13 protein-coding genes are annotated in these 14,387 nt (G+C 72.2%); 5 read left to right on the forward strand and 8 right to left on the reverse strand.

The genetic code is table 11. The annotated features are described in order from the left end of the window. Positions 1–98: 98 nt before the first annotated feature. Positions 99–2,618, reverse strand: a complete 2,520-nt coding sequence (locus tag AB0D29_RS12155; protein ID WP_362854017.1) for an FHA domain-containing protein — start codon at positions 2,616–2,618, stop codon at positions 99–101. A 253-nt stretch (positions 2,619–2,871) separates the two neighbouring features. Between AB0D29_RS12155 and AB0D29_RS12160 the strand changes: the two genes are divergently transcribed. Both AB0D29_RS12160 and serB read left to right on the forward strand, forming a co-directional pair. Then, positions 2,872–4,389 carry a streptophobe family protein gene (locus tag AB0D29_RS12160; protein ID WP_362853641.1) on the forward strand — a complete coding sequence of 506 codons (1,518 nt, stop codon included), beginning with the start codon at positions 2,872–2,874 and terminating at the stop codon, positions 4,387–4,389. A gap of 246 nt (positions 4,390–4,635) precedes the next feature. Beyond that, positions 4,636–5,835, forward strand: coding sequence for a phosphoserine phosphatase SerB (serB, locus tag AB0D29_RS12165; protein WP_030773088.1), 1,200 nt, complete (start codon positions 4,636–4,638; stop codon positions 5,833–5,835). 89 nt (positions 5,836–5,924) lie between these two features. Here serB and AB0D29_RS12170 read toward each other — a convergent pair whose 3' ends face one another. From AB0D29_RS12170 to AB0D29_RS12185, 4 genes are all read right to left on the reverse strand, one after another. Further along, positions 5,925–6,446 (reverse strand): histidine phosphatase family protein, encoded by a 522-nt coding sequence (locus AB0D29_RS12170; RefSeq protein ID WP_362853643.1) that lies wholly within the window; start codon positions 6,444–6,446, stop codon positions 5,925–5,927. 81 nt (positions 6,447–6,527) lie between these two features. Then, complete coding sequence (locus tag AB0D29_RS12175; RefSeq protein WP_362805707.1) at positions 6,528–6,755, reverse strand: hypothetical protein; 228 nt, start codon at positions 6,753–6,755, stop codon at positions 6,528–6,530. A 158-nt stretch (positions 6,756–6,913) separates the two neighbouring features. Beyond that, positions 6,914–7,033 (reverse strand): SGM_5486 family transporter-associated protein, encoded by a 120-nt coding sequence (locus AB0D29_RS12180; RefSeq protein WP_351299347.1) that lies wholly within the window; start codon positions 7,031–7,033, stop codon positions 6,914–6,916. A 5-nt stretch (positions 7,034–7,038) separates the two neighbouring features. Beyond that, positions 7,039–8,358, reverse strand: a complete 1,320-nt coding sequence (locus AB0D29_RS12185; RefSeq protein WP_362853644.1) for an MFS transporter — start codon at positions 8,356–8,358, stop codon at positions 7,039–7,041. Positions 8,359–8,415: 57 nt separating this feature from the next. On the opposite strand from AB0D29_RS12185, the gene AB0D29_RS12190 reads away from it, so the two are divergent. After that, positions 8,416–9,120 (forward strand): FadR/GntR family transcriptional regulator, encoded by a 705-nt coding sequence (locus AB0D29_RS12190; protein ID WP_362853645.1) that lies wholly within the window; start codon positions 8,416–8,418, stop codon positions 9,118–9,120. On the opposite strand, the gene AB0D29_RS12195 is transcribed toward AB0D29_RS12190, so the two are convergent. From AB0D29_RS12195 to fabG, 3 genes are all read right to left on the reverse strand, one after another. Then, positions 9,101–9,502 (reverse strand): hypothetical protein, encoded by a 402-nt coding sequence (locus AB0D29_RS12195; RefSeq protein WP_362853647.1) that lies wholly within the window; start codon positions 9,500–9,502, stop codon positions 9,101–9,103. The genes AB0D29_RS12190 and AB0D29_RS12195 overlap by 20 nt on opposite strands. A gap of 237 nt (positions 9,503–9,739) precedes the next feature. Next, a complete protein-coding gene (gene fabI, locus AB0D29_RS12200) occupies positions 9,740–10,510 on the reverse strand; it encodes an enoyl-ACP reductase FabI (RefSeq protein WP_362853648.1) in 771 nt (256 codons plus the stop codon). A gap of 5 nt (positions 10,511–10,515) precedes the next feature. After that, the gene (gene fabG / locus AB0D29_RS12205) at positions 10,516–11,235 is read right to left on the reverse strand and encodes a 3-oxoacyl-[acyl-carrier-protein] reductase (protein ID WP_030717003.1); all 720 of its coding nucleotides are present in this window, start codon (positions 11,233–11,235) and stop codon (positions 10,516–10,518) included. A 184-nt stretch (positions 11,236–11,419) separates the two neighbouring features. On the opposite strand from fabG, the gene AB0D29_RS12210 reads away from it, so the two are divergent. Further along, positions 11,420–12,943, forward strand: coding sequence for a TldD/PmbA family protein (locus tag AB0D29_RS12210; RefSeq protein ID WP_362853649.1), 1,524 nt, complete (start codon positions 11,420–11,422; stop codon positions 12,941–12,943). Beyond that, complete coding sequence (locus tag AB0D29_RS12215) at positions 12,940–14,343, forward strand: metallopeptidase TldD-related protein (RefSeq protein WP_362853650.1); 1,404 nt, start codon at positions 12,940–12,942, stop codon at positions 14,341–14,343. The genes AB0D29_RS12210 and AB0D29_RS12215 overlap by 4 nt, the downstream gene beginning before the upstream one ends. The last annotated feature ends 44 nt before the right edge of the window (positions 14,344–14,387 follow it).

Raw genomic sequence — 14,387 nt, forward strand, 5'->3', positions numbered from 1 at the left:
GGCACCCGGACTTCCGGGTGCCGCCCTGAGGCGTTTCGTGCGTGAGGTCCCGCGTACGGGTTCTGCGTACGGGCCCTGCGTACGGGCCCGGCCGCGGGCTACTTGCCCGCGCGCATGACCTCGGGCTCGTGGCGGCGCAGCAGGCGCTGCACCAGGAAGCCGCAGGCAATGCCGAGGAGCAGCAGAACGGTGATGTTCAGGCTCCACTGGCCGACCGTGGCGTCCCAGAGCGGGTCGGTGTTGGTCGGGTTGTCGCGGTCCCACGGCGGCATGAGCTTGCCGAGGTTCAGCGTGGTGCCGGCAGCGGCGACGGCCCAGCGGGACGGCATCAGCCAGGCGAACTGTTCCAGGCCCGGGGAGTCGTAGACCTGGAAGAGGATGCCGGTGAAGACGACCTGGACGATCGCGAACATGACCAGCAGCGGCATGGTCTTCTCTGCGGTCTTCACCAGCGAGGAGATCACGAGGCCGAACATCATCGAGGTGAAGCCGAGCGCGATGACCGACAGGCAGAGCTCGACGGCCGGCGGCATCAGCAGGCCCTCGGCGGGCAGGTCGCGCGGGAAGAAGCCGATCCCGCAGATGATCACGCCCTGGATGGCCGTGATGACGCCGAGGACGATCACCTTCGACATGAGGTACGCCGACCGGGACAGGCCCGTCGCGCGCTCACGCTCGTAGATGACGCGTTCCTTGATCAGCTCACGGACCGAGTTGGCCGCGCCCGAGAAGCACATGCCGACCGCGAGGATCAGCATGATCGTGCCGGCGTCGCCGTTGAACTGGGACGGCGGCGTCGGCGGGGCGAGGCCGAAGGTCGCGGGGATGACCGTGGAGACCACGCCGAGGACCGCGGGCAGGATCAGCATCAGGCCGATGAAGCCCTTGTCGGAGGCGATCACCGAGACGTAGCGGCGGATCAGCGTCCACAGCTGCGAACCCCAGCCCTGCGGCTTGGGGGGCATCATCTGCTGCGGCGACGGCATCGCGACGGACTGCGGGGCGACCGCGTCGATGTCGGCGGCGTACAGCTGGTAGTGCTGCGAGCCCTTCCAGCGGCCGGCCCAGTCGTAGTCGCGGTAGTTCTCGAAGGCCGAGAAGACGTCCGCCCACGTGGTGTAGCCGAAGAAGTTCAGCGCCTCGTCCGGCGGACCGAAGTACGCGACCGAACCGCCGGGGGCCATGACCAGCAGCTTGTCGCAGATGGCCAGCTCGGCGACCGAGTGCGTGACGACGAGGACCGTGCGGCCGTCGTCGGCGAGCCCGCGCAGCAGCTGCATGACGTCGCGGTCCATGCCCGGGTCGAGGCCGGAGGTCGGCTCGTCCAGGAAGATCAGCGAGGGCTTGGTGAGCAGCTCCAGGGCCACGGACACGCGCTTGCGCTGACCACCGGAGAGCGCGGTGATCTTCTTGTCCTTGTGGATGTCGAGCTTGAGCTCGCGCAGCACCTCGTCGATGCGGGCGGCCCGCTCGGACTCGGCGGTGTCGCCGGGGAAGCGGAGCTTGGCCGCGTACTTGAGCGCGGTGCTGACCTTCAGCTCCTTGTGCAGGATGTCGTCCTGCGGGACCAGGCCGATGCGCTGGCGGAGCTCCGCGAACTGCTTGTACAGGTTGCGGTTGTCGTAGAGGACGTCGCCCTGGTCGGCGGGCCGGTAACCGGTCAGCGCCTTGAGCAGGGTGGACTTGCCGGAGCCGGAGGGGCCGATCACGCCGATCAGCGACTTCTCCGGGACACCGAAGGTGACGTCCTTGAGGATCTGCTTGCCGCCGTCGACGGTGACCGTGAGGTGGCGGGCCGAGAAGGAGACCTCGCCGGTGTCGACGAACTCCTCGAGGCGGTCGCCGACGATCCGGAACGTCGAGTGGCCGACGCCGACGATGTCGTTCGGGCCGAGCAGCGCGGTGCCGGACTTCGCCAGCGGCTGACCGTTGACGTAGGTGCCGTTGTGGCTGCCGAGGTCGTGGATCTCGAACCGGCCGCCGGGCATCGAGCGGAACTCGGCGTGGTGGCGCGAGACCTGGAGGTCGGAGACCACCAGCTCGTTCTCCAGCGCACGGCCGATCCGCATGACGTGGCCCAGCGAGAGCTGGTGGAACGTCGTCGGGCTGCGGTCGCCGTAGGCCGGGGCCCCGCCCTGCGCCGGGCGGGACGCGGCGGCGCCGCCCTGCTGGTGCGGGACGTGCGCCTGCGGCTGCTGTTGGTACTGCGGCTGCTGCGCCTGCTGCTGTCCCCAGGCCTGCTGCTGGGGCTGCTGCTGCGGGGCCTGGTACGCCGGGGCCTGCGGCTGGGCGTACGCCTGCGCCTGCTGCGCCGGGGCCTGCTGGGCCACGGCCGGCTGCGGCGCGGCGGCGGCGCTCAGGTTCAGCCGCGGGCCGTCGGTCGCGTTGCCGAGGTGGACCGGCGTGCCGGGCACGAGCTGGGTCTGCTGGACCCGCGCCCCGTGCACGTAGGTGCCGTTGGTGCTGCCGTGGTCCTCGATGCCCCAACTCTGGCCGTTCCAGGCGATGGTGGCATGCCGCCACGACACCCGCGCGTCGTCGATCACCACATCTCCCTGGGGATCGCGCCCCAGCGAGTACGACCTGGACGGATCGAGCGTCCAGGTCCTTCCATTCAATTCCAGTACGAGTTCCGGCACTCCAGCCCCACTTAAGTCCCCCGAGAATCCCCCATGACGTCAGGGAGTCTAGGGATGGCGAACATCCGGGGGAACTATTTCAGGCCCACAGCCGTATGTGGAATCCGGGCCTTGCCGGGGCGTCTACGACTGCCCGTTGACGGGGTCGAAAGTCACCCGGAGAGTGAGATACGGGACTTCTCGCCCGGGGGTCCCCTCGCGTACCGCTCGGTAGGCATCGGGGGTTCACCGCATGCGCCGCATTCGTTGGGGAGACGTGCTCGTGTCCGCGGTCGCCGCCGTGGGCTGGTCCCTGATCGTGATGGCGGGGGTGGCCGCGCTGGGGCTGCACCTGCTGGGCGCCGACGCCGCGGGAGGGGCGCTCGGGGCGATGACGGCCGCCGTGGTGGTCCTCGCGGTCGGCGGCACCGTGACCCCCTCGGGTGACGTGGCGGCCTTCGGGGTCGTCGGGGCGGGTGCCGAAACCTCCCTGGACGTCATGCCCTTGGGGGTGGCCCTGGCCGGGGCACTGGTCCTGGGCCTCGTGTTCGCGCGCTCGCTCCGGGCCGGGGCCGGGCCCGGCGAGACGGCCGCCCGGGTCCTCGTGCTCACGGCGCTGTTCGTCGCGACGGCCGGCGGGCTGGCCTGGGCCGGGCACGACGTGGTCACCCTGGACGGGGCGGAGCTGCCGAAGACCCCGGCGAAGGTGGAGATCCCGGGGATCGGGGACATCGGCGGGCTGCTCCCGGACCGCATCGGGGACCTGATCGAGACACGGACCCGGATCGGGTTCTCGGTGGAGACGGGGCCGACGCTGCTGGGCTCGGGGGCGTGGGCGCTCGCCGTCCTGGCGGTGGCCCTGCTGGTCTCGCGGCGCGGGCCGGCCGCGCTCGCCCGGATCCGCCCGGCCGCCTCGGCGGTGCTGACGATGCTGCTGGTCGCGGTGGCGGCCGGGCTGGCCGCGGCGGTGTGGGCGGCGCAGGGCGACGCCCATCCGCGGCGGGTGGTGGGGGCCGCGCTGCTGGGGGCGCCGAACGGGAGCTGGCTGGGCGTGCTGCTGGGGCTGTTCGTACCGGTGCGCGGGCGGGCCGAGGGGGCGCCGGCCCGGCTGCTGCCCGATCCGCTGGACGATCTGCTGGCCGGGCCCGCGCGGGAGCCGGTGACGGTGGCGCGCCTCGCGGAGTACGACGAGCGGGTCTGGCTGCTGGTCGCGGGGGTGGCGCTGCTGCTGCTCTACGCGGGCGTGCTGGCGGCCGTACGGACCCCCGTACGCGCTTCGGTACGGGCTCCCGGGCGCGGGGTGCTCGGGTGTGCGGCGCGGATGTCGGCGGTGACGGCGGTGGCCCTGGCGGGGCTGGTGTGGCTGACGGGGCTGTCGGCGGATGCCTCGTTGGCGGTGCTGGGGGTGGACGCGGTGGATGCCGGGGTGGAGCTGCGGGGTGCCCTTGCGCCGGCCCTTGTGCTGGGTGCGGTGTGGGGGGCGGGGGCCGGGGCGGCGGGTGCGCTGCTGGCCCCGCGGCGCCGGGCCGCCCTTCCGCGCCCCGTCCAGGGGTGGCCCGACCCGGAGGCGCCGACCGCCGCCCGTCCCGGGGCGGTCTACGGTCCGCGGCCCGGGGCGGGCGGGGAGGCGGACGGCTCGTGGGACGTGACGGTGACCGGCGTCCCGCCGTGGTCTCCCCGGCAGCCGAAGCCGCCGCGGCGGGAGCCGTTCACCCCGCCTCCCCCGCCGGGAGCGCCGCCCCCGCCCAAGCCGCCTGCGCCGCCGCGGTGAGGTGAGGGCAGGGCCGCTGCGCGGAGCCGTCTCCCCGCCCCACCCTTCCACCGTTCCCTGGGGCTCCGCCCCAGACCCCGCTCCTCAAACGCCGGAGGGGCTGAAAGATCCAGCCCCGCCGGCGTGTGAGGCGCGGGGTTCGGGGCGGAGCCCCGGTCTTGAAGCCTCGCCGGCGATTGAGGCGCGCGTTCAAGACGTGGGACGGGGGTCCTTGGGGTGGGGGCGGGAAGATACGGTGAGGGCACCATGAGCGCATCGCAGACCTCCGACGTCCCCACCCTCCTCGTCAAGATCTTCGGCAAGGACCGTCCCGGGATCACCGCCGGGCTGTTCGACACCCTCGCCGCCTACTCCGTCGATGTCGTCGACATCGAGCAGGTCGTCACCCGTGGCCGCATCGTCCTGTGCGCCCTCGTCACCAAGCCCGCCGGCGGCGCCGAAGGCGACCTGCGGGCCACCGTCCACAGCTGGGCCGAGTCCCTCAAGATGCAGGCCGAGATCCTCTCCGGTACCGGTGACAACCGGCCGCGCGGCAGCGGCCGCTCCCACGTCACCGTGCTCGGGCACCCGCTCACCGCCGAGTCCACGGCCGCCATCGCCGCCCGGATCACCGAGACCGGCGGCAACATCGACCGTATTTTCCGTCTCGCCAAGTACCCGGTGACGGCGGTGGAGTTCGCCGTCTCCGGTGTCGAGACCGAGCCGCTGCGCACCGCCCTGGCCACCGCCTCCGCGCACATCGGCGTGGACGTGGCCGTGGTCTCGGCCGGGCTGCACCGCCGGGCCCAGCGCCTCGTCGTCATGGACGTGGACTCGACGCTGATCCAGGACGAGGTCATCGAGCTGTTCGCCGCGCACGCCGGGTGCGAGGCCGAGGTCGCCGAGGTCACCGAGCGCGCCATGCGCGGCGAGCTGGACTTCGAGCAGTCGCTGCACGCCCGGGTGGCGCTGCTGGCGGGCCTGGACGCCTCCGTCGTGGACAAGGTCCGCGCCGAGGTTCAGCTGACGCCGGGCGCGCGGACCCTGATCCGTACGCTCAAGCGGCTCGGCTACCAGGTCGGTGTGGTCTCCGGCGGGTTCACGCAGGTCACGGACGACCTACGGGAGCGGCTGGGGCTGGACTTCGCCTCCGCCAACACGCTGGAGATCGTCGACGGGAAGCTGACGGGCAAGGTCACCGGCGAGATCGTGGACCGGGCGGGCAAGGCCCGGCTGCTGCGCCGTTTCGCCGCGGAGGCCGACGTACCGCTGTCGCAGACGGTGGCGATCGGTGACGGGGCGAACGACCTGGACATGCTGAACGCGGCCGGGCTGGGCGTGGCCTTCAACGCCAAGCCGGTGGTCCGCGAGGCCGCGCACACGGCGGTGAACGTGCCCTTCCTGGACGCGGTGCTGTACCTGCTCGGGATCACCCGTGAGGAGATCGAGGCCGCCGACCTGGCCTGACCCGCGGGACGCGAACGGGATGCGAACGGGCCCCGGCGGCCGGTGCGGCTGCCGGGGCCCGTTCGCGCGTACGCGGCCGGTCGGGCCGGTCAGTGTCCCTTGGGGGTCCAGTAGTCGAGCAGGGTGCCCACCCCGTGCTCCACGGACTTCCACGATCCGGTGAAGGAGACGACTGCGAGGGCCGCGGTCGGGAATCCCGTACGGGTCATCCGTGCCAGCGTGTCTCCCTCCGCGCGCCCCGAGAGGGCGTCGGCGAGGGCGTGCATGCCGGGGTTGTGGCCGATGAGGAGGAGGTCGCAGACCTCGTCGGAGGTCTCGTTCAGCAGGGCGATGAGCTCGCCCAGCGAGGCGTCGTAGAGCCTCTCCTCGTAGTGGGTCTTCGGCCGGTGCGGCATCTCCTGGACGGCGAGCTTCCAGGTCTCTCTGGTGCGGGCCGCGGTGGAGCAGAGGGCCAGGTCGAAGACGATGCCGGTCTCGGCGAGCTTCAGACCGACGGCCGGCGCGTCCTTGCGGCCTCGTTCCGCCAGGGGGCGGTCGTGGTCGGACACCTCGGGCCAGTCGGCCTTGGCGTGCCTGAGGAGGGCGATCCTGCGGGGTGTGTCGGCGCTCATGACTCCCAGCTTCGCATGAAACGAGCCACGGGGCGCAGGGTGTTGAGGGGGCTCACCCCAGGAGGAGGGGCGCTCGGGAGGTCACTCCACGGCGCGCAGCAGCTGCTCTGCGACCTGGACCAGGGAGGAGACCTCGCCGGTGGCCGCGTGGGCCTCGCCGGAGCCGGCGAGGAGCATCAGCAGGAGGCCGAAGGCGAGGGCGGGCAGGGCCAGCGCCCACCAGTGCAGCCGGGCGCTCGCGCCGGCGGTGGCGCGGGCCCGGGGGGCTGCGGCGGACGGGAGGGACCGGGTGTGCGTGGGGGCCGACATAGCCGCCTCCGTGGGTGTGCGGACGGGACTGGCTCGCTGTTCACGAATCTATGGATCCGCTGCGGCCGTTCCCATCCGGGGCACACCCCACTTCACCCTGAGCCTGGCCCCCTAGGGGTGGTGGGGTTGTCCCCACCCCCACGGCGGGCCGGTGGTCCTCAGGGGGACGCGATGGTCGCGATCACCGAGATGACCACGGTGATGGCGAGGATCGCGCCGAGCACGAGGCCGAGCTTCTTGCGGCCGTCCTGCGGGTTCGGTTCAAGTACGGGCGACATGTCCGTCAGTCTCGCATGCCGCATTCGTCCTCGATCGTGCGGTCCCTGCCCGCCAGGACGCCGAGTGCGATCTGCGGGACGAGCAGGCCCGCCATCAGGGCGAGCGGCAGGTCCCAGCCGCCGCTGTGCTGGTAGAGGGCGCCGATGAGGAGGGGGCCGGGGATGGAGATGAGGTAGCCGGTGCTCTGGGCGAAGGCGGAGAGCTTGACCACGCCGGCCGGCGACTTGGCGCGCAGCCCGATGAGGGTGATGACGAGGGGGAAGGCGCAGTTGGAGATGCCGAGCAGGAGCGCCCAGGCCCAGGCTCCGGCGGCGGGGGCGAAGTAGAGGCCGAGGTAGCCGGTGAGGCCGAAGACGCCGAGGACGACGGCGATGGCGCCCTGGTTCTTCATCCGGCCGGCGAGACCGGGGATGACGAAGGCGAGGGGGACGCCCATGACCATGGTGACGGCGAGGAGCACGCCGGCGGTGGAGGCGGAGACTCCGGCGTCGCGGAAGATCTGCGGGAGCCAGCCCATGGTGATGTACGCGCCGGTGGCCTGGAGGCCGAAGTAGCAGGCGAGGGCCCAGGCGGTGCGGCTGCGGACGACCCGCGGGCCCGCGTCGGCCCGGAGGGCGCCGCCCGTGCCGGCGGCGGCCGCGGCCTGGGCCCGGTCGGCGCGGCGGGCGGCGCGGGCGATGGGCAGCCACAGCAGTGCGGCGACGACGGCGAGGGAGGCCCACATGAGCAGGCCGGTGCGCCAGCTGCCGCCGAGGGCGGCGGTCAGCGGGACGGTCGCGGCGGCGGCGAGCGAGGTGCCCGCGGCCAGGGCCATGGAGTACAGGCCGGTCATGGTGCCGACCCGGTCCGGGAAGTAGCGCTTGACGATCACCGGGAGCAGGACGTTGGTCAGGGCTATGCCGGCCAGGGACAGGGAGCTGGCGGCCAGGAAGCCCACGGCCCCGTTCGTGAACGGGCGGATCACCAGGCCGGTGGCGACGGCGGCCATGCCGGCGCAGACGACGGCGGCCGGGCCGAAGCGGCGGGAGAGCCGGGGCGCGGTGACGCCGAAGACGGCGAAGCAGAGGGCCGGGACGGAGGTGATCAGTCCGGCGACGGTGGCGCTCATGCCGAGGCCCGTGCGGGTCTCCTCGAAGAGGGCGCCGAGGCTGGTGATGGCGGGCCGCAGGTTGAGGGCGGCCAGCACGATTCCGACGATGAGCACCGGGCCGAGCCAGGCCGGCTGCGTATTGGTGGCGGCCGCCGCGCGGTCTGCCGCGGTCCGCCGCGCGGGCCGGTGGCTCGCGGTGGGCCGGTCGAGCGTCTGGAGTTCTTCGTCGGACATCCCACCATCATAGAATCATGGGATGATTGGTTGTCCAGTCGCTCTTGAGAGGAACCCATGCCGCTGACCTCGCCACGGCGCTCCGTTCTCGTCGATCAGGTGATCACCCAGCTGCGGAACCAGATCACCTCCGGCGAGTGGCCGGTCGGCGCCCGCATCCCGACCGAGCCGGAGCTGGTCGAGCTGCTCGGCGTCGCGCGCAACACGGTGCGCGAGGCCGTGCGGGCGCTGGCGCACAACGGGCTCCTGGACATCCGGCAGGGTTCGGGCACGTACGTCATCGCCACGAGCGAGCTGGCCGGCGTCATGCACCGCCGGTTCGCCGGCGCCGAGCCGCGGCACATCGCCGAGCTGCGTTCGACGCTGGAGTCCTCGGCGGCCCGGCTGGCGGCGGAGCGGCGCACCGAGCGGGACCTCGTACAGCTGGACGCGCTGCTGGCGCGCCGCGAGGAGGCCTGGGCGGGCGGGGACGCGGAGGTCTTCGTGGCCGCGGACGTGAGCCTGCACATGGCGGTGGTGACGGCCTCGCACAACGACGTGCTGATCGAGCTGTACGCGGACCTCGGCGACCTGGTGGCCGACTGGCTGCGGGCGGACGTGGGCACCGAGCTGCACCCGTCGGCCCACCTGGACCACGCCCGGCTGATCGAGGCGATCCGGCGGGGCGACGGGGACGCGGCCGCCTCGGAGGCGGCGGGTTACCCCTTCGCCTGCCTCGGCAAGAACACGGACGGGGACCCGGTCACGCCCGCTGGTGGGTGACCCAGGCCGAGCGGACCTCTTTCCAGCAGCGCCCGGTGAGCTCCACCCGCCCGGCGGGTCCGACGGCGACGGCTGCGCCGTCCCCGTCCACGTCCCACCAGCGGTCGCATTCGACGTGCAGGCGCAGCAGGTCGGTCTCCGGGTAGGCGTTGTGGCAGTTCGCCGTCACCTGTGAGCCCTCGATCGTGGTGTCGCAGTCGGCTCCGAAGAGGTCCCGCGCGGCGGGGCGAGAGGGCTGGGCGGGGGGTTCGGCGGGGATCTCGGCGAGCTCCACGACGGCGGGGGCCACCGCTTCCGGGCCGGGTGCCGATTCGTCTCCCATGGGTTCCGCGGCCGCTCCGGGGACCAGGAGTCCGGTCAGGATCACCGAGGTGACCAGCATCGATACCGTTCGGCTCGGCCTCGCTCGCACTCCTACCCTCCTCCCCGCAGGAGCCGGGAAGATCCCGACCTGGCCAGTTTGCAGGCATCTGTCCCGGTTTTCGACTCGGGAAGATCCGGTCGGCCGGTGAACATACGAGCGAGGGACGGCCGCGGACCACGCGAAACGGCGGCGGCCGCGCCTCCCGGAAGGGAAGCGCGGCCGCCGCCGTACGGACGCAGGAGCGCCGACCCGAGGTCAGGCACCCATCGCGTGCAGGCCGCCGTCCACGTGGACGATCTCGCCGGTGGTCTTCGGGAACCAGTCCGACAGCAGGGCCACGATGCCCCTGCCCGCCGGCTCCGGGTCGCTCATGTCCCACTCCAGCATGGAGCGGGAGTTCCAGACCTCGGCCAGCTCGCCGAAGCCCGGGATGGACTTCGCGGCCATCGAGCCGATCGGACCGGCCGAGACCAGGTTGCAGCGGATGTTCTCCTTGCCCAGGTCGCGGGCGAGGTAACGGCTGGTGGCCTCCAGGGCGGCCTTGGCCGGGCCCATCCAGTCGTACTGCGGCCACGCGAACTGCGCGTCGAAGGTGAGGCCGACGACGGCCGCGCCCTCCGCCGGGAACAGCGGCTTGCAGGCCATGGTCAGCGACTTCAGCGAGAACGCCGAGACGTGCATCGCGGTGGCGACCGACTCGAACGGGGTGTTCAGGAAGTTGCCGCCGAGGGCGTCCTGCGGCGCGAAGCCGATCGAGTGGACGACGCCGTCGAGGCCGCCGAGCTCCTCGCGGACGAGGCCCTCCAGGCGGGCGAGGTGCTCCTCGTTGGTGACGTCGAGCTCGATCACCTTGACCGGCTTGGGCAGCTTCTTGGCGATGCGCTCGGTCAGGCTCGGACGCGGCCACGCGGTGAGGACGACCTCGGCGCCCTGCTCCTGGGCCAGCCGGGCGGCGTGGAAGGCGATGGACGACTCCATCAGCACCCCCGTGATGAGGATGCGCTTGCCGTCGAGAATTCCACTCATGGCGATCAGTGACCCATGCCCAATCCGCCGTCAACGGGAATGACGGCTCCGGTGATGTACGCGGCGTCGTCGGACGCCAGGAAGCGGACGGCTGCCGCGATCTCCTCGGGCTGCGCGTAACGGCCGAGCGGCACCTGGCCCACGATGCCCGCGCGCTGCTCGTCGGTGAGCACCTTCGTCATGTCGGTGTCCACGAAACCGGGGGCGACGACGTTGAAGGTGATGTTGCGGGAACCCAGCTCGCGGGCGAGCGAGCGGGCGAAGCCCACCAGCGCGGCCTTCGAGGCGGCGTAGTTGGCCTGGCCGGCCGAGCCGAGCAGTCCGACGACCGAGGAGATCAGTACGACGCGGCCCTTCTTGGCACGGAGCATGCCACGGTTCGCGCGCTTGACCACCCGGAACGTGCCGGTGAGGTTCGTGTCGACGACGGACGCGAAGTCCTCCTCGGACATCCGCATCAGCAGCGTGTCCTTGGTGATGCCGGCATTGGCCACCAGCACCTCGACCGCGCCGTGCGCGTCCTCGATCTGCTTGTAGGCCTGCTCCACCTGCTCGGAGTCGGTGATGTCGCACCGCACCGCCAGGACACCGAGGGAGGTGAGGGCCTCCGGCGGCTCACCCGACCGGAACGTGATCGCGACCTTGTCGCCCGCCTCCGCGAAGGCTCGGGCGATGGCGAGGCCGATGCCCCGGTTTCCTCCGGTGACGAGAACCGAGCGGCTCAACGGATCACCCTTTCGCTAGCGGTCTGAATACCAAAAACCTATAGGTCGCATCGGTCGTACGGAGAATCGACCCCCCACAGGGCCTTGCGGCGGGCTCTGTCGAGTCCCTACAGAAAGATGTAGGCACGAAGGCCCCGATCGCGACATGATCGGGGCGACCGGCTCCGACCCCGGGAGGACTTCCGTGCCCCATTCCATCGACGCGGCCTTCACCGCGCTTCCCTTGCGGGCGCTCGCCGACGCGGCGCTCGCCCGGGCCCGCGCGCTGGGCGCCGATCATGCCGACTTCCGGCTGGAGCGGATCCGCAGCGCCTCCTGGCGCCTGCGGGACGCCAAGCCCGCCGGCGGGTCCGACACCACCGACCTCGGATTCGCGGTCCGGGTGGTCCACGGGGGCAGCTGGGGATTCGCCTCAGGCGTGGACCTCACCATGGACGCCGCCGCCAAGGTGGCCTCGCAGGCCGTGGCCATGGCGAAGCTGTCCGCCCAGGTGATCAAGGCCGCCGGTTCGGACGAGCGCGTGGAGCTCGCCGACGAGCCCGTGCACGCGGACCGCACCTGGATCTCCGCCTACGACGTGAATCCCTTCGAGGTACCGGACGCGGAGAAGGCGGCGCTGCTCGCCGACTGGAGCGCGCGGCTGCTGGCCGCCGACGGGGTGGCGCACGTGGACGCCTCGCTGCTCGCCGTGCACGAGAACAAGTTCTACGCCGACACCGCGGGCACCTCGACCACGCAGCAGCGGGTGCGGATCCACCCGCAGCTCACGGCCGTCGCCGTGAACGGCACGACCGGCGAGTTCGACTCGATGCGCACGATCGCCCCGCCCGCCGGCCGCGGCTGGGAGTACCTGACCGGCACCGGCTGGGACTGGAACACCGAGCTGGAGCAGATCCCCGTCCTGCTCGCCGAGAAGATGCGGGCGCCGAGCGTCGAGGCCGGGCGCTACGACCTGGTGGTGGACCCGTCCAACCTGTGGCTCACCATCCACGAGTCCATCGGCCACGCCACCGAGCTCGACCGGGCGCTGGGCTACGAGGCGGCGTACGCGGGGACCTCCTTCGCCACCTTCGACCAGCTGAACAAGCTGACGTACGGCTCCTCGATCATGAACGTGACCGGTGACCGCACGGCGGAGCACGGTCTGGCGACCATCGGGTACGACGACGAGGGCGTCCAGGCGCAGTCCTGGGACCTGGTCAAGGATGGCACCCTGGTCGGCTACCAGCTGGACCGGCGGATCGCGAAGCTGACCGGCCTCGGCCGCTCCAACGGCTGCGCCTACGCCGACTCCCCCGGGCACGTGCCCGTCCAGCGCATGGCGAACGTCTCGCTGCAGCCGGATCCGGGCGGGCTCTCGACCGAGGACCTCATCGGCGGGGTGGAGCGCGGGATCTACGTGGTCGGCGACCGCTCCTGGTCGATCGACATGCAGCGCTACAACTTCCAGTTCACCGGGCAGCGGTTCTTCCGGATCGAGAACGGCCGACTGGCCGGACAGCTGCGCGACGTCGCGTACCAGGCCACCACGACCGAGTTCTGGGGCTCGATGGAGAAGGTCGGCGGCCCCCAGACCTACGTCCTGGGCGGCGCCTTCAACTGCGGCAAGGCCCAGCCCGGCCAGGTCGCGGCGGTCTCGCACGGCTGCCCGTCCGCGCTGTTCCGCGACGTGAACATCTTGAACACCACGCAGGAGGCCGGCCGATGAGCACGCTTTCGAACGGACGCACCAAGCCCCACGAGATCGTCGAGCGGGCGCTGGAGCTGTCCACCGCCGACGGCTGTGTCGTCATCGCCGACGAGGAGTCCAGCGCCAACCTGCGCTGGGCTGGCAACGCGCTCACCACCAACGGCGTCACCCGGGGCCGGACCCTGACGGTCATCGCCACGGTCGACGGCAAGGAGGGCACGGCCTCGGGGGTCGTCTCGCGCTCCGCCGTGACCGCGGCCGACCTGGAGCCGCTGGTGCGGGCCGCCGAGGCGGCCGCGCGCGGGGCGGGCCCGGCGGAGGACGCGCAGCCGCTGGTCACCGGGACCCCGGCCTCGCCGGACTTCACCGACGCCCCGGCCGAGACCACCTCGGCGGTGTTCGCGGACTTCGCCCCGGCCCTCGGCGAGGCCTTCGCCCGGGCCCGGGCGGGCGGCCGGGAGCTGTACGGCTTCGCCAACCACGAGCTGGTCTCGACGTACGTCGGCACCTCCACCGGGCTGCGGCTGCGCCACGACCAGCCCAACGGCACGCTGGAGCTCAACGCGAAGTCGCCGGACCGGCAGCGCTCGGCCTGGGCCGGCCGCTCCACCCGAGACTTCAAGGACGTGGACCCGACCGCGCTGGACGCGGAGCTCGCCGTACGCCTGGGGTGGGCGGAGCGGAAGATCGACCTGCCCGCCGGGCGGTACGAGACCCTGCTGCCGCCGACCGCCGTGGCGGACCTGCTGATCTACCAGATGTGGTCGGCGGCGGCCCGGGACGCGGTGGAGGGCCGTACGGTCTTCTCCAAGCCCGGCGGCGGCACCCGGCTCGGCGAGAAGCTGTCCGAGCTGCCGCTGACGCTGCGCAGCGACCCGAACGCGCCGGGCCTGGAGAGCGCGCCGTTCGTGATCGCGCACAGCTCCGGGGACGACGCGTCGGTCTTCGACAACGGCCTGCCGGTCCCCGCGACCGAGTGGATCCGCGACGGGGAGCTGGCCCGGCTGACCACGACCCGGCACACCGCCGGCCTGACCGGCATGCAGCTCTCCCCCGGCTTCGGGAACCTGATCCTCGACGGGGGCGGCGAGAAGTCCCTGGAGGAGATGGTGGCCGGGACCGAGCGGGGTCTGCTGCTGACCTGCCTCTGGTACATCCGCGAGGTGGATCCGGCCACGCTGCTGCTCACGGGGCTGACCCGGGACGGCGTCTACCTGGTGGAGAACGGCCAGGTCGTCGGCGAGGTCAACAACTTCCGCTTCAACGAGTCCCCCGTGGACCTGCTGTCGCGGGCCTCGGAGGCCGGCCGGACCGAGAAGACCCTGCCGCGCGAGTGGAGCGACTGGTTCACCCGGGCCGCGATGCCCGCGCTGCGCATCCCGGATTTCAACATGAGTTCGGTCAGCAAGGGCGTCTGACCGGCCTAGACTGACCGTTGCAACGAAGTGTTGCAATTTCCATC

Source organism: Streptomyces sp. NPDC048424 (genome assembly GCF_040651555.1).
Taxonomy (GTDB): Bacteria; Actinomycetota; Actinomycetes; order Streptomycetales; family Streptomycetaceae; genus Streptomyces.